The organism is Burkholderia sp. 9779_493 (assembly GCF_015712215.1).
GTDB lineage: Bacteria > Pseudomonadota > Gammaproteobacteria > Burkholderiales > Burkholderiaceae > Burkholderia > Burkholderia cenocepacia.
Genome location: NZ_JACCQA010000001.1, coordinates 342,916 through 358,325, shown reverse-complemented (window position 1 = coordinate 358,325; position 15,410 = coordinate 342,916). Strand labels below are relative to the sequence as shown.

13 protein-coding genes are annotated in these 15,410 nt (G+C 65.0%); 5 read left to right on the top strand and 8 right to left on the bottom strand.

The genetic code is table 11. The features are described 5' to 3' along the window. Window positions 1–11: 11 nt before the first annotated feature. The gene (locus H0X95_RS01540) at window positions 12–1,133 is read right to left on the bottom strand and encodes a sensor histidine kinase (RefSeq protein WP_048985991.1); all 1,122 of its coding nucleotides are present in this window, start codon (window positions 1,131–1,133) and stop codon (window positions 12–14) included. Between the two features lie 395 nt (window positions 1,134–1,528). On the opposite strand from H0X95_RS01540, the gene H0X95_RS01535 reads away from it, so the two are divergent. Further along, window positions 1,529–2,644, top strand: a complete 1,116-nt coding sequence (locus H0X95_RS01535) for an extracellular catalytic domain type 1 short-chain-length polyhydroxyalkanoate depolymerase (RefSeq protein ID WP_059723856.1) — start codon at window positions 1,529–1,531, stop codon at window positions 2,642–2,644. 47 nt (window positions 2,645–2,691) lie between these two features. Here H0X95_RS01535 and H0X95_RS01530 read toward each other — a convergent pair whose 3' ends face one another. From H0X95_RS01530 to H0X95_RS01505, 6 genes are all read right to left on the bottom strand, one after another. Further along, window positions 2,692–4,461: a histidine kinase gene (locus tag H0X95_RS01530; RefSeq protein WP_059723858.1), complete on the bottom strand. Its 1,770-nt coding sequence runs from the start codon at window positions 4,459–4,461 to the stop codon at window positions 2,692–2,694. An 87-nt stretch (window positions 4,462–4,548) separates the two neighbouring features. Further along, window positions 4,549–5,961 carry an HD domain-containing phosphohydrolase gene (locus H0X95_RS01525; protein WP_006498056.1) on the bottom strand — a complete coding sequence of 471 codons (1,413 nt, stop codon included), beginning with the start codon at window positions 5,959–5,961 and terminating at the stop codon, window positions 4,549–4,551. 121 nt (window positions 5,962–6,082) lie between these two features. Beyond that, entirely contained in the window at window positions 6,083–6,532 is a 450-nt protein-coding gene (locus tag H0X95_RS01520) for a GNAT family N-acetyltransferase (protein ID WP_059723860.1), read from the bottom strand. 391 nt (window positions 6,533–6,923) lie between these two features. Then, the gene (locus H0X95_RS01515) at window positions 6,924–7,328 is read right to left on the bottom strand and encodes a hypothetical protein (protein WP_006485531.1); all 405 of its coding nucleotides are present in this window, start codon (window positions 7,326–7,328) and stop codon (window positions 6,924–6,926) included. Between the two features lie 175 nt (window positions 7,329–7,503). Further along, window positions 7,504–8,742 (bottom strand): dicarboxylate/amino acid:cation symporter, encoded by a 1,239-nt coding sequence (locus H0X95_RS01510; RefSeq protein WP_006485544.1) that lies wholly within the window; start codon window positions 8,740–8,742, stop codon window positions 7,504–7,506. Further along, window positions 8,726–9,388, bottom strand: a complete 663-nt coding sequence (locus tag H0X95_RS01505; RefSeq protein ID WP_006485559.1) for a GntR family transcriptional regulator — start codon at window positions 9,386–9,388, stop codon at window positions 8,726–8,728. The genes H0X95_RS01510 and H0X95_RS01505 overlap by 17 nt, the downstream gene beginning before the upstream one ends. 150 nt (window positions 9,389–9,538) lie before the next feature. Between H0X95_RS01505 and H0X95_RS01500 the strand changes: the two genes are divergently transcribed. Continuing rightward, window positions 9,539–10,003, top strand: a complete 465-nt coding sequence (locus tag H0X95_RS01500) for a GNAT family N-acetyltransferase (RefSeq protein ID WP_034203986.1) — start codon at window positions 9,539–9,541, stop codon at window positions 10,001–10,003. Between the two features lie 830 nt (window positions 10,004–10,833). Then, window positions 10,834–12,000, top strand: a complete 1,167-nt coding sequence (locus H0X95_RS01495; RefSeq protein ID WP_034204104.1) for a porin — start codon at window positions 10,834–10,836, stop codon at window positions 11,998–12,000. 98 nt (window positions 12,001–12,098) lie between these two features. Here the strand turns inward: H0X95_RS01495 and gcvA are convergent, their stop codons facing one another. Continuing rightward, window positions 12,099–13,031: a transcriptional regulator GcvA gene (gene gcvA / locus H0X95_RS01490; protein ID WP_172843456.1), complete on the bottom strand. Its 933-nt coding sequence runs from the start codon at window positions 13,029–13,031 to the stop codon at window positions 12,099–12,101. A gap of 138 nt (window positions 13,032–13,169) precedes the next feature. Here gcvA and H0X95_RS01485 point away from each other — a divergent pair, with 138 nt between their 5' ends. Both H0X95_RS01485 and H0X95_RS01480 read left to right on the top strand, forming a co-directional pair. After that, window positions 13,170–14,393: an MFS transporter gene (locus tag H0X95_RS01485; protein WP_059723863.1), complete on the top strand. Its 1,224-nt coding sequence runs from the start codon at window positions 13,170–13,172 to the stop codon at window positions 14,391–14,393. Then, on the top strand, window positions 14,390–15,286 hold the full coding sequence (locus H0X95_RS01480; protein ID WP_058903879.1) for an oxidoreductase: 897 nt from the start codon (window positions 14,390–14,392) through the stop codon (window positions 15,284–15,286). The genes H0X95_RS01485 and H0X95_RS01480 overlap by 4 nt, the downstream gene beginning before the upstream one ends. Window positions 15,287–15,410: the final 124 nt, after the last annotated feature.

Here is a 15,410-nt window from a genome sequence, read left to right as displayed (position 1 = left end):
CCCTCCCCGCTTCACCCACGTCTCGGCAGCCGCACCGCAAACACGGTTTCCGTCTGATCGGACCGCGCGTCGATCCGGCCGCGATGCGCCTTGGCGATTTCCCTCGCGATGAACAAGCCGAGCCCCAGGCCGGCATCGTCACCCGTCCGTCCCTGACGCTCTTCCCCGCGCTCGAGCGGATCGAAAATGCGGTCGAGCATGCGCGGATCGATCGCCGGCCCGCTGTTGCCGACCTCGACGAACACTTCATCGCCGGTCGTCGTGGCCACCACCCGCACCGGTGTATCGCGCGCGCCATACTTGATGGCATTGCCCACCAGGTTGCTCAGCAACTGCTGCATTCTCTGCTCGTCCCACTCACCCCGGAGATCACCGCGCATATCGACGGTAATTTCGCGATCCGGATGACCGGCCCGCAACTCGTCCACCACATTGACGAGCACGTGCGCGAGATCGATATTGCGGGGAACGACGTTGATGCCCAGCCCGAGCTGGGTTCGATTGAAATCGCAGAGATCGTCGAGAAGGCCCTGCATGCGGCCGCCGCTTCGGATCAGCCGAGCGGCGGCCTCCGATACGGCCTCGCCCGCATTGAGGGCGGCAAGATACGACGCCGTGAGCTGGATGGTCTGCAGCGGCGTGCGCATGTCGTGGCTCAGCATGCCAAGCAGCAAGTTGCGCGCCTGCTCGACCTGGTCGGTAAAGAAAGCCACGGATTCCGCCAGCGCTTGGTCGATCGCTTCGTTGAAGCGAATCATGTCGCCCATATCAGGCGGCGCCGGGTGACACGCATCGATCCACAGCCGCAGCACACTGGCACGCAGCGCCCGATACTCGGCTGCCAGCTGGTTGATGTTGAAACCCCGGCGGGCGCGCAGAACGGCATGCGTCTGGGCGGCCGTCTCGCTGGCGTTCGCCGGCTCGGGCGCGCGCCCCAGCGATTTCTCGTGCTGCTCCTCCCTCGTTTGCGGCGTCGCGATGTCCTTGGCGACGGCGGTCAGGATCTCGCGCGCGTGGTCGCGTAGCCCCTGCGAGTTCATGTGCCTCGCGGCCGGTAACAACGTGGCGGCAAACGCTTCCCACTGCACCAGGATCGGTTCCATGTTCCGTACGATGAAATCAGCAAGACGCATGTCGCCCCTCACAACGGAATGAACGGTGAACGCTTCTGTCGAACCGCACGATATCACTGAACAACGGCGTTATCCGACGATTCGATCACCGCCGTCGTCATTTCCGGCCGCGTGGGCGGTGAATGCCCGGCGGCCAGGGCCCGGCGAACCGAACGATTCCCGATGCGCGATGGTCCTTTTCAGGGCCGAAGGAGGCTTCGATTCGCACGCTCGTCACGTCGGGCGGCTAGCATCGCCGATAATCGATGCGCGTCACCCCCGTTCAGCCGGACGCCGCCTTTCGGTTGCCGCGGCACCGGCAGCACGAACCTTGCTCCGCGCCCGTTCGACTTCCATCCGACGGTGGAGTCGGCCGCCTCTTCCCGCCACGGCCGGCCGCCCGCACGAAACCGCACATGCCCAGGAAAAAATCCAGCCTCTGGTTACGGCATCTCGAACTGTTTTCCATCGCGACCGGTGCGCGGCCGAAGAAGCGGGCCGGCAAGCCGCGACCAGCCACCCAAAAAGCCGCCAAAAAGGTCGTTCAACGCACCATCAAGCCGGCCGTCGCCGCCCCTGCCGCCAAACGGACGGGCACCGCGCCCGCCGCACGCGCGCCGTCGGTCGAGCTGCCCGGCACCTGGCTGCGCTCGTTTCATTCCGCCGGCCCGAGCGCCGGCCGGCTCGTGAACCATCTTGCGTATGCGCTGTATCTTCCCGCCGCGCCTGCCAAGACAGCAGGCATGCCAGCCATCGTCATGCTGCACGGCTGCAAGCAGACCGCCGAATCGTTCGCCGCGGGCACGCGCATCTGCCGTCTGGCCGAGCGAGCGGGGTTCGCCGTGCTGTTTCCCGAACAGGCCAAGACGACCCATGCGCACCGCTGCTGGCACTGGCATGGCGACGCGACCGTGTCCGAAGCCGCGGCCGTCGCGTCGCTGGTCGACGCCATCGTGCGGCGCCACGGCTTCGATCGCGACCGGATCTACGTGGCCGGCCTGTCCGCCGGCGCCGGGCTCGCCGCGGTGCTGGCGCTCCGGTATCCCGACCGTTTCGCGGCCGTCGGCCTGCACTCCGGCCCGGCCATCGCGCCGCCGTCGTCGACGATGGCCGCGATGAGCCTGATGCGTCGCGGGCTCCGCGACGATCCGATCGCCGCGCTCGACGCGTGCGCCGACGTCGCGTCCTATCCCGGCATGCCGGCCCTCGTCATCCACGGCGCGCTCGATACGGTCGTGACCGACCGGAACGCGACGCAGCTCGGCATCGCGTTCGCGCGGCTCAACCGGCTCGTCGACGAACACGGTGCGATCCGCGTCGGCGAGCAACGCAGCTACGCGCAGGACGATGCGGACTACGTCGATTATCTGAAGGGGGGGCGGCTGGTCGTCAGGGTGTGCATCGTCCGCCGGCTGCCGCATGCGTGGAGCGGCGGGGACCCGAGCGAGCCGTTCCATTCCGCCAAGGGGCCGGACGCGACCGCGATGTTCTGGCATTTCTTTCGTCGTCAGCGCCGCAAGCGATCGGCGTGACGCACGACGCTCGCAGCGGCCGCTCGCGAACGGCCGCCGTCATGACGTCAAACCGGCTGCTCCAGCGCTGCGGCGTCCGCGCGGTCGCCGGCACGCCGAACCGGCAACCGTATCCGGAAGGTCGTGCCGCGCCCCGGCTCGCTGGTCACGTCGATCGCGCCGCGATGACGCTCGACGATGCCGTGCGAGACCGACAGCCCGAGCCCCGTGCCCTGCCCGACCGGCTTCGTGGTGAAGAACGGATCGAAGATCCGCCGCACGACGTCGGGTGTCATGCCGGCGCCGGTATCGCTGATCGCGATCGACACCTGTTCGCCGTCGCTCGACGTGCGGATCGTGATCACGCCGCGCTCGGGAATCGCCTGCGCGGCGTTGACCAGCAGGTTCATGAACACCTGGTTCAACTGCGACGGCAGGCATTCGACGTGCGGGACGTCGCCGTAATCGCGCACGATGTCGGCCTTGTACTTGAGCTCGTTGTGAACGACGTTGAGCGTGCTCTCGAGGCCCGCATGGAGATCGACCACGCTCCATTCGTCGCTGGCCGGGCGCGAGAAATCGCGCAGGTCCTGCACGATGCGCCGCACGCGCAGCGCGCCGTCGATCGATTCGTCGATCAGCGTCGCGATCTCGTCGCGGACGTAGTCGAGATCCGCCGCGCGGTGCGCGGCCGTCAGCGCGTCGCGGGTGGCCGGATCGAGCTGCGGCAGCGCGGCTTCATGCGCCCCGACCACGTCGAGCAGGCTGCGCACCCACGTCTTCAACGTGTTGAGGTTCGCGCTGACGAAGCCGATCGGATTGTTGATCTCGTGCGCGACGCCGGCCGCGAGCTGGCCGATCGACGCGAGTTTTTCCGACTGCAGCAACTGCTCGTGCGTTTCCTCGAGCGCATGCAGCAGGCGTCGCTGCTCGTCCTTCTCCTGTTCGAGCAGCGCGTGCGCGGCCTTGCGCTCGTCGATCTCGGTCGCCATGTTCTCACGCGTGCGTTGCAGCATCTGCGTCGTCTGCTCGTAGCTGTGCAGCGCGCGTTCGAGTTCGCTGGTTCGCACCCGCACGAGCCGTTCGAGCGTATCGGTCATGCCGCGCAGGAAAGTGGTGCGCGCATCGAAACGGCACACAAGCAGCGTGACGACCAGCGTCGCCATCGTAAACAGCGCGACGGTCGTCGCGAGCCACGGCGCGTCGACGCCGTTCGCGGCGCCGCACCGCGCGTCCGGGGCGAAATGCGCGGCCGCCATCGCCGTGTAGTGCATGCCGGTAATCGCGATGCCCATGATGGCGGCCGCGCCGATGCGCTGCGCGGTCGCGTGGCGCGCCTGCTGCATGCGCAACGCCTGCGCGATCCAGAGCGCGGCCGTCGACGCGACCACCGCGATGCCGATCGACGCGGTGAACAGCGCGGCGTCGTAGCGAATGCCGGGCTGCATGTGCAGCGCGGCCATCCCCGTGTAGTGCATGCCGGCGATCCCGCCGCCCATCAGCACGCCGCCCGCGCACAGCCGCCGCCAGCCCAGCCGGGCGCGCGTGACGACGTTCAGCGCGAAGTACGACACGAGCACCGCGATCGCGAGCGAGGCGCCCGTTTCCTGCCACGCATAGCCGAGCGGCACCGGCAACGAAAACGCGAGCATGCCGACGAAATGCATCGACCAGATTCCGGTGCCCATCGCCGCCGCGCCGCCGCCGAGCCACGCGCGCTTGAGCTTCGGATTGTCGAGCAGCGAAATGAACGCGGCGAGGTCGAGCGTCGTATAGGAAGCCAGCGTCGCGATCGCGAGCGACAGCAGGACGAGCGGAAGGTTGTAGATGCCATGCATGATCGGGGCGCGCGCAACGAGTTGAATGCAGCGTCGCGGTGCGGGCGGTCGCGCGCCCCGCGGTCGTCATCCGGTCGACGTTCGATATCAGGCCGGCGGCGCCCCTCCATTGGGTGCGTGCGCCTGCCCGGCCGGACGGGCCAGCACGAGAATGTCGAACGGCGTGCCCTCGCGCGTCTCGAAGCGGCGCACGAGCTCGATCTGATGCGCGGACATCACGCTGCCCTTCGTCATCAACAGCACGCCGCGATGCGTGCGCAGATCGTCGGCGAGCTCCATCCCTTCGCGCAGTTGCGCCGACCGGATCTCCGCGACGGACGCCGCGATGCCGAGGCTCGCCGGATCCCGCATCAACTCGATGAAACGCGCGACCAGTTGTGGGTCGTAACGCACGTTCGCCTGCGAACGCAACACGTCGATCGCCTGCTCGATCGAATGCGGCGCGCCGATTTCGCCGTGGCGCAGCCCTTCGAAATCGCGCGCGATCGCGACGATCCGCGACCCGACCGGGATCGCGTCGCCGACCAGCCCGTCCGGCGTGCCGCGGCCGTTGAAGCGCTCGTACTGGTGCAGCACGATCGACGCGACCTTGTGCAACTGGGCGACCGGCGTCAGCACCATCTGCGCACGCAGCGGATGCTCCTGGAACACGCGGTGCTCGTCGGTCGTCATCCGCGCGAGCGGCTTGTGCAGCAATTCGTCCGGCAGCGACAACTTGCCGATGCCGTGCAACAGCCCCGCGAAATAGACGTCCTGTGCGTGCAGTTCGCTCATCCCGGACGCCAGCGCGAGCCGCCGCGCGATCTCGCCGACCCGCATCGCATGCCCGCTCGCGGCCCCGCAGCGCAGCTCGATCATGCTCGCGCACACCTGGACCATCGCGGTGAAACTGCTTTTCAGGTCGCTCTGCGCCGCTTCGAGAAACATCACGGTCTGGCCGAGCTCCTCGGTGCGCGCGCGAACCTGCGTTTCGAGGTCGGTATTGAACCGGCGCAGCGCGTCGTTCTGCGCTTCGGTGAGGGCCGCCAGCCGCGCCGCTTCGCGACGCAGACGGCGCTGCTCCAGCGCCTGCTCGATGGTCAGCAGCAGGTCGTGATCGTCCCACGGCTTGTTCAGGTAGCGATACACGCCGCCTTCGTTGACGGCCTGCACGACCGACGCGATCTCCGCATAGCCGGTCAGCAGGATGCGCATCGTGTCAGGGTACAGCGCCCGCGCGCGCGCCAGGAATTCCGCGCCGCTCATGTGCGGCATCCGCATGTCGGACACGATCAGGTCGATGTCGGTCGACGCCAGGATCTCGAGCGCGGCCTCGCCGCTGTCGGCCGTCGCGATGTCGTAGCCGGTGGGCCGGAATACGCGCCTGAGCGCCGACAGCACGTTCGGTTCGTCGTCGACGAGCAGGATCGACGGTACGCGGGCCGCTTCACCGGATGCCACCGCGGTGTCGGACGTTTCGGGCGACACGGCATTCAGGTCGTTTGTTGCAGATGTCGTCATAATCGGCCTCGGATCAATTATTCACGCCCTCTCTGCGACATCGGCCGGCCCCGCGTTTTCCACATTGGTGGAAACGCTAATACGTGCGTGTCGATTTCATTCGGAATCCATCACGCGAGCGCTACGTCGTCGCCGTGCCCGGTTCGCGCCGGTAGTAGATGTCCCATTCCGCTTCGCCGGTTCGCACGAAGCCATGCCGTTCGTAGAAGCGGTTCGAGTCGCTGCCGCGCAGCGCGCCGACGTGAACGGGCATCCGGTGTTCGTCGGCTTCGGCCAAAATCTCGCGCAGCACGGCGGCGCCGATGCCCTTCCCCTGATGCGCGGGCACGATGTACAGATGGTCGAGCAACCAGTGATCCGCCCTCGGGCGAAGCGTGTAGAACCCCGCACGCGAATGGTCGACTTCGACGAAACGGCATCGCGCCGGATCGAACGACGCGAGAAACCGTTCGCGCGCACGCTGCGGATCGAAACGGCCGATGCGCTCGAGGCTGTCGCGCATCGCGGCGATGCGGATCGCGACGAGCGCTTCGGCGTCGGCGTGCGTGACGGGGACGAAGATCAGGGGCATGGAGCTGGCGCGATGCGTGGAACAGTGTCTGATGTGCCGCTACCGACGATGCAGCGTTGCCTGACCTTACCCGATAAAGGATCGCGCGCAAAGCGAGCGGTCATCCAGCCACCGCTCGCCTCGCTCTGAACGAAATTCCCGAACAAACCGGCCTTTTGTTTTGTCCGGATAAGCGCCCGGCAAACGAGCCGACGAGATCGGCTCGAGGAATAAAAAACGCTGGCCAGTGAACTGGCCAGCAAATTGGTTCTGGCGATCCGAGGTTGGTGCGTGCCAGAACCACATGCATTAGACGGCCTGCGCGTACAGACGGACGGGCTCGTCAGACGACCGCGTCCCGAGAATCGGAGCGGTCCCGGACCGCGCCCGCGCAACAATCTGTGATCGCAGTTCAGGCCAGGCTGGCAGAGGCGATCAGGTCTGCCCGCGCGCCCGGAAACGCGAAGACATCGTCGCGATTCGGCACTTCCCACGTTGCGATCGTCGCCGCCGTCGGAAGATAGTCGGGATCAGCCGACGCGACCCCGACCCACACGCCTTGCGACACCTGTTTGCCATGGAGATAAAACTGCAGCTCCCGGCCACCGCGTTCGCAAGTACACCTGATTCTCCCCACCGATTGGCCCAAGCCTCTGATCCGTGCGACCTGGTTGCGATCCAGTTCGAACATGGCACTCATCACCCCGTCGCAATCGCCGATGCCGAGCATGTTGCTGTCATCGGTGAATGTCCACGACGGATGCGGCGTGCCTAAGCGCAGCATGAAAAAATCTGCGGACGCTGAACCAACCATCATCTTTCTCCAGCAAAAAAAATACGTCGTCCTACCCACTGAAACTCGCCAAGAACGAACGCTCGTCCAGTCCTGTTCTCGTCGCGGCGCCTGGATGCCCGAGCGGGCGCACCCCAATGCGTGACAGTCGCCGGGCGCGACATTGAAAAACGCCCGCCGCCCGTCGCTTCCGAAGCACCTACACGCTTGCCTGACGCGTCACGGTTTCCGCGGCCATGTCGTCTGAACCGGAAAGCCTCACCGCGACAGCGGCCGCCGTCGTGCTCCCGTACACGTTGAGCGCGGTTCTCCCCATGTCGAAAAAGGCGTCGACGCCCAACAGCAGCAGCACCGCATCGGCCGGCAACCCGATCGACGTGAGGACGATGGTGATGGCGACGATCGCCCCGGACGGCACATTGGCCGCTCCGTCGATGGTGATGATCGTCAGGATCAAGATCGTGATCACCAGCGGCCAGGACCAGGCCAGGTGATACGCGTCGGCCAGATAGCCGACCGCAAGGGCCGTATAGAGCACGGCGCCGTCGCGATTGAAAATATAGGCGAGCGGCAAAATCGTGGACGCGACGCCGTACGGCACACCCAGTTCAACCAGCTTCTTCAGGTGCAACGGGTAGGTAATTTCGGACGAACGCGTCGTGAAACCGAGGATCAGCGGTTCCTTCACCTTCCTGAGAACGGCGACCGGCGACTGACCGGCAATGCGAATGACGATCGTGAGTACGACGGCCAGCACCGCCATGCCGAGATAGGCCACGCCCAGCAGTTCGATGAGCGAGTGCGCGCCGGTAAAGCCCTTGGCCGCCAGCAGTTGCGCGATCGCGGCGAAGATCGCGAGCGGCGACCATGCGATCACCCACTGGACCATCTTGAACAGCCCCGACAGCAGCGCCTCGAAAACGGCGATCGCAGGCTCCGCACGCTCCGGTGCAGCCGCCAATGCCGCGCCGAAAATGACGCCGAAAACGAGCACCGGCAGAGAATTCCCCGCCGCGAGCGCCGCAACGATGTTCGCGGGAATCAGGTCAACAAGAAACTTCGTCCAGTCGATACTGGACGCGAGCGCTGCCGGCATCGATCCCGACTGCGCCATGCTCGCACCGAGCCCCGGTCGAAATGCGAAGTTGAGCAGCAGGCCGAGCGACGCAGCCAGGCCGGTCATCAACACGAAGAAGGCGATACTGGACAGCGCGACCTTTCCAAGCCGCTCGCGAAGCTTGCCCGCGCGAAAGACACCGACCGTGACCGACAGGAAGATCAACGGCATCACGACCATCTTGATCGCGTGGCCGAACATCGTGCTCAAGAAGCCCAGCTTCGCGGCAAAGCCCGGAGCAAGCACGCCGCAAGCGGCGCCCAGGACAAGTCCGCCAAGCATTTGCATCGGGAGGGAAAGCCCTTTATTTTTCGTGTTCATGCCGCGCCTTTAGCAGTTTTATCCGTGCCGGCGTACCGTCAACGATGTGGTTCCACATGTGCTGACGCGCCAGCTCGCCGTTGTTCGCTTCGATTGCCTGAAAGATGTGCAGATGCTCGATCGTGCCGCGCCGGACGGTTTCGGCGTCGCCACGCGGGAGTTCGTTCAAGGCGAGCGTCTGGGCCCGCAACAAACCATACGCCGACGAGATTCGAACGTTCCGTGCGGCAGCGAACAGCTCTTGATGAAACACCCAGCCGATACGTTGCTCGAGCATGATGTCCGCGACGTCCCGGTCGATCAGTTCCCGCATCTTCCCCGCCGCCTCGCAAAGACCCGGCGTGACGCCCGACCTCGCGGCAAGAAACGCCGCGGTACTCTCCAGCGCCAGCCGCATTTCAAAAATTTCGCGGAGATCGCTCGTCGTGGGCGAGGCAACATAGGTTCCACTCTTTTCGATGACGACGACCAGCCCTTCGGATTCGAGCAAATGCAATGCGCTGCGCACCGGCATTTGGCCGAAACCCAGTTCGTCGGACAGGCCGCGGTGAGATACTTTCTGTCCAGGCGCAAGGCGGCCGTCAAAGATCCTCGATCGGATCTCGTCGTAGGCAAGCTCTGCATCTGTCGAGACTTTCGACGTCATCTGTGATCGCAGTTAGCGTATGATTGGAAAAGAAGTGGCGGATAGGAAATTACCCTTACCGGCAATATCCGGCAACTGCTAATTTTGCGAGTGGGTATACCGAAAGAGAACTGCAAGAAAATCTGCGTCACGAAAAGAGCCGATAATTATATGATTTCACAAGATGTGCGCTTTACCATCTGTGCCGTCCGTGCGGAAGAAACCTATCCCCTCAGGGCCGCCATCCTGATGGCGGGAGATGAGGAAGGAAGTGCTTTACACGGCGATCTCGCCCCCACGACAACGCATTTTGCCGTTCGCGATAACGATACGATCGTTGCCGTGGCATCGGTGTGTAAAGAAGCACAATCCGGCGTTTCGAACGCCGGGGCCTGGCGCCTGCGCGGCATGGCCGTCCATCCGTCGGTACGCGGGCTGGGGTTCGGACGCCTGCTGGTCAATCTCTCCCTTCGCCATGTACGCGAACAGCATGGCACGCTGCTGTGGTGCACGGCCCGCGAGTCGGCGTATCGATTCTACGAAATGCTCGGCTTTAATCGCGATCCGGTGCCGATTTCAATGCAGGGCCGCGACGACATGAAATTCTATCTAATGCAGCGCGAGATCGAATGCTGAGTTTCGTCTGCGACTGGCGTTCGGTCGCAATCGCAACCTGTAAGGTACTGGTAGCTGATCCGAAAACAGTGCGACACACGAAAGCTCACGTGCGACTAACGCGCAACATTCAATAATCTCCTTATCCGTTTCGATTATCGCAATCGACGCGCAAATGGACCGGTTACCGAGCACCACGCTTGGTGACCGATTTTCCGCGATGGCTTTCGGCTTATCGAACGGACCTCATTCGACCGGCGCCGCGCAATCAGCGAGATCTGCCGACCGGTACTTTCCGCCCCCGATTGTCGCCCCTTTCAGCCGGATATCGTCCTCCGCCACATAGCGCGCATTCGCTTGCCCTTGTCGAGATCATCGGCATGATGGCGCGGACGTCGACAGCACGTCGCCCTGATGGCAGTTTCTATAAGGGAAACTCCGTAAGGCGCGAGGTCATCAAACGAGATTAACTTATATCAAACTAATTTTGACGGGAATTTATGTTCCTGATATGGTTTTTCCACCTGCAAAGTGCGACCACGTTGCAGGGGCGTGGCGCGCGCCGCGGCAGCACGGCTGAAGCGACAACGTAGCAAGGCAGCAGCTCTCGTTCACGTCGTGGCACCACGATCGTTCCAATCGAGCGGGTGCCGGATCGCTCGGGCAATACGGCGTTCTCCACACAAGATTGTAAGGATCACGAAATGAGTGAATCTGGTCCGCCGCTCTGGCGAATACGACGCTGACCGTCGCGACCGAAACGATGCGCAAGCCGTGCGCGTCACCTGCATTCGAATACAACAAAGCCGTTTCAACCCATCCCGAAACCCACTCCTGACAGTGAAATGCAGATGAAAAACAAGAAAATCAACATCAGCGTTATCGCGGTTGCCGCCTTCGCAGCATCGTCGGCAGCAATGGCGCAGTCGTCGGTCACCCTGTATGGCATGCTCGATGCGGGCATCGGCTATACGTCGAACGTCAACGGTCACAGCCGGTTCGGCCTCGATGGCGGCGCCGCCGGTTCGAACAAGTGGGGCCTCAGGGGGCAAGAGGATCTCGGGGGCGGTCTCCAGGCGGTATTCAAGATCGAGAATGGTTTCAACATCGGCACCGGCGGCATCGGCGGCCAAGGGCCGATCGGCACCACGCGTTCGCTGTTCAACCGCCAGGCTTACGTCGGCCTCGCGTCCGAACAGTACGGCGCACTGCGCATGGGGCGCCAGCTCGACGCCGTGACGGAGATGGTTCAGGCCCTGACGGGCGACGTCATTTCGGCATCGACCTTCTCGACCCCGGGCGACGTCGACAACAACGACAACACGACGAACCAGAACAATGCCGTGAAGTACATTTCGCCGATCATCCACGGCTTCCAGGCTGAAGGCGCGTACTCGTTCGGCGGCGTGGCCGGCGCAACGGGTTCGGGTCAATCGTGGTCGGCGGCCGCGACCTACGCTCAAGGCGGCCTGACGGTCGCCGGCGGCTACTTTCGTGCGGTCAACCAGGGCGAGAACGGCTGGTTGAACGCAACGGCACAACCGAGTTTCGGGGGTGCGCTCGGCTATCCGAGTTCGGGCTACAACGGCGGCAATGCGTTCAAGAGCGCGGGCATCGCGCAAATCGCCGCGCAATACCAGGTAGGGCCGTACACGGCCGGCCTGCGCTACTCGAACGCCCAGTACCACGGCAACGATGGCCAGCCGTCGATCCACTTCAACGTGCTGGGTGCGCTGCTGCAGTACCGGGTCACGCCGGCGCTGTCGCTGGCGACCGGCTACACGTATGTGTACGGTTCCGCGGCCACGCCCAAGCAAGCGGCCGAAGGTCGCACGATGGCTTCGATCAACCAGGTGTCGCTGGGTGCCACGTACTCGCTGTCGAAGAGTACCGCGCTGTACGCGATGGGGGCCTACGTTCACGCGAAGGGCGCGCAGGCGTCGGCTGCCGACTTTGGCAACACCTCGTCGGGCGGCAACCAGGTGCAGGTCAACATCGGCATGTTCCACGGCTTTTGATCGCCGATTCGCCGGTCCGGACGAGTGGGCGCACGACGCCGGCGACGAAGGCTTCCGCCAGTTTCGTCGCCCCTTGCCGCCCGATCTGACCGGCAAGCCTAGCCACCCTCCTGGCTCGCCATGCCTCCCATCCATTCCTCGAACGCGGACACCGCCGCCTCGTCGGCGCGATCGGCGTTCGTCACCAGCATGTAGTCGTCGGCACGCCATACGGGCGCTGCGATGGGACACACGAGGCGCCCCTCGGCGAGATCGCGCCCGATCAGCGGCAGCGACGCCAGCGCGACGCCGAGCCCCTCGATGGCCGCGCCGAGCTGAAGATTCACATGATCGAATTCGACATGGCGCGCCGCCCGCAGATCGGCAGCCCCCGCTTCCTTCAACCAGTGCGACCACGCGGAGCGCGTCGTGGCCGAATGCAGCAGGGTGTGATGACGCAGGTCGGCCACGCTCTGTATCGGATGCTGGCGCAGCAAGGCCGGATTGCAGGCCGGCACGCGCAGGTCGGGCATCAACGGGCGCGATACGACGCCCGCGCCTTGCTCGGGACCGGAACGCACGCCGATATCGAAAGCGTCGGCGACATAGCGCAGCTTGCGCGAGGTCGTCGACACCCTGACGTCGATGTCGGGATACCGCGCGTGAAAATCGGCGAGCCGCGGCAGCAGCCAGCAAAGCGCGAAGCTCATCGGCACATTCACGCGCACGACCCCCGATATCCGCTGCGTGAACGTGTTGTGGCGCAGCCGCACCACCGCGGTGCCGAGGCGCTCGAACGCGTGGCTGACGTCGTTCAGCAACGCGGCCCCTTCGTCGGTCAGCACGACACCGCGCGGACGACGGTCGAACAACGGCAGGCCGAACCAGTCCTCCAGCAACCGGATCTGCTTGCCGACGGCCCAGTGGGTGACATGCAGTTCCGCCGCGGCCCCCGCGAAGCTGCCGTGCCGCGCGACCGCATCGAACGCGCGCAGCGCATTGAGCGGAGGCAACTCCCCGCGGTGCGTCGCAGCATCCCGGCTCTCGTTCATGACGTGACTTTTTCTCTCCATTGACGCGATTTTAGCTCAATTGAAATGGCTGTCCCGTCAGCCATAAAATTCACCCATCGAGCCTGAAAACGATACCGCGCGCGGCTTCCATGACCCGCTCGCACGGAGCGAACGACGATGCGCCCGCCGGTTTTTTCCCCACCCGTCATGTCGGAAACCGCGCCATCCCGACGGCGCGTGCTATGGCTATCCTGCATTGCACACGCGATGCACGATGGCTATACGGACATGATCTATGCGTTGCTACCCGTGTGGCAGTCGGAATTCGGGCTCGACTTTGCGGCGCTGGCGATCCTGCGCGGCATCTACGCCGGCACGATGGCGACGCTGCAGTTGTCTGCCGGGCGTCTCGCCCAGCGTCTGGGCAGCCGCACGACCCTCGCACTCGGTACGTTGCTCGCCGCGCTCGGCTATGCGATCGCGGGCCTGTCGGGCGGCCTGCTCGGATTGGGCGTGGCGCTGGCGATTTCGGGCGGCGGATCGAGCACGCAGCATCCGATCGCGTCGGGCGCCGTGTCGCGCCTCTACGGGCGCGACGCGCGGGGCCCGCTGAGCATCTACAACTTTTCCGGCGATCTGGGGAAATCCGCGCTGCCGGCCGCCATTTCGCTGCTCGTGACCCTGATGCCGTGGCGCCACGCGCTATGGATCGTCGCCGGACTGGGCTGTGTCGTGGCTGCCGTCATCGCGTTGTGGTTTCCCGCCGTGCCACGCGGCGCCGCCGCGAAGACGACAGCCAAGGTACGAGCGTCCACTCAACGCAGTGGCACCGGAGCAAGCGGATTCGCCGCGCTGTTTTCCATCGGCGTGCTCGATACGGCCGTACGCATGGGACTCCTCACCTTCCTGCCTTTCCTGCTCAACGCAAAGGGTGTCTCCCCTCAGCTGTTGGGAACGGCTCTTGCACTCGTTTTCATCGGCGGCGCGGCCGGCAAGTTCATGTGCGGCTGGCTCGGCGCGCGCATGGGTATGGTCAGTACGGTGCTGTTCACGGAGGGCGGTACGGCGGCGTGCATCGTCGCGGTGATGTATCTCCCGCTGGCGCCGGCCATGGTGCTGCTGCCGATTCTGGGCATGATGCTGAACGGCACCTCGTCGGTGCTGTACGGCACCGTTCCGGAGATGTCCGCGCCCGAGCACACCGAGCGCGCATTCGCGATTTTCTATACGGGAACGATCGCATCGGGCGCGATATCGCCCGTGCTCTACGGTTTTCTGGGCGACAAGATCGGTGTGCACGGCGCCACGTATGCGACCGCGTTGACCGCCGTCGCGATTTTTCCGCTCGCGCTCGCACTGCGCCCGCATCTGGCAAACGACTCGACAGGACGAACACCATGACGAAATCCCACCACCCGCGCGTCGCCCTCGTCGGTCCGGGCGCGATCGGAACGACGGTCGCCGCCGCCCTTCACGAAGCCGGCCGCACGCCGGTGATCTGCGGCCGCTCGGCGCACGCGCAGTTGACGTTGCGCTTCGATGGCGGCGAGATCGTCGTGCCCGGGCCCGTACTGACCGATCCGCACGCGATCAACGAACGGGTCGATCTTGTCTTCGTCGCGGTCAAGGCGACGCAGGTGGCGAGCGCCGCACCCTGGATCTCCGCGCTATGCGATGCGAATACCGTCGTCTGCGTGCTGCAAAACGGCGTCGAGCAAAAGACCGCGTTCGCACCGTATGCGGCCGGCGCCGCGGTGGTGCCGTCGGTCGTCTGGTTTCCGGCGCAACGCGAACCGGACGCGTCGGTGTGGCTGCGGGGCAAGCCCCGGCTCACGCTGCCCGATACGCCGGCGAGCGATGTGGTGGTGTCGGCTTTACGCGGCACGCGCTGCTCGCCCGAGGTCGCGGAGGATTTCATCTCGCTCGCGTGGCGAAAGCTTTTGCAGAATGCCGTGGCGGGACTCATGGTGCTGACCGGCCGCCGCGCCGGCATGTTCTCGCGCAGCGACATCACGGCCCTGGCGCTCGCCTACCTGCGGGAATGTCTCGAGGTCGCGCGTGCGGAGGGCGCGAAGCTGGGCGATGACGTGCCGCAGGAAATCGTCGATGGATTCCATGGCTTTCCACCCGATCTGGGTACGTCGATTCTTGCCGACCGACAGGGCAACCGCCCCCTCGAGTGGGACTGCCGGAATGGCGTCGTGCAGCGGTACGGACGCACCCACGGCATTCCGACGCCGATCAGCGATCTGGTCGTGCCGCTGCTCGCGGCAGCGAGCGACGGGCCGGGTTGATCGCGCATCAACCGCTATCCAGCCTGACCGGCGCGAATCGTCGTCGCCGACGCCTCCCGTGAGGAACACCACAGCGGCCCGTCAACCCGCCGCGCCCGGCTTGCTGCGATGGAGGCGGCGTCAT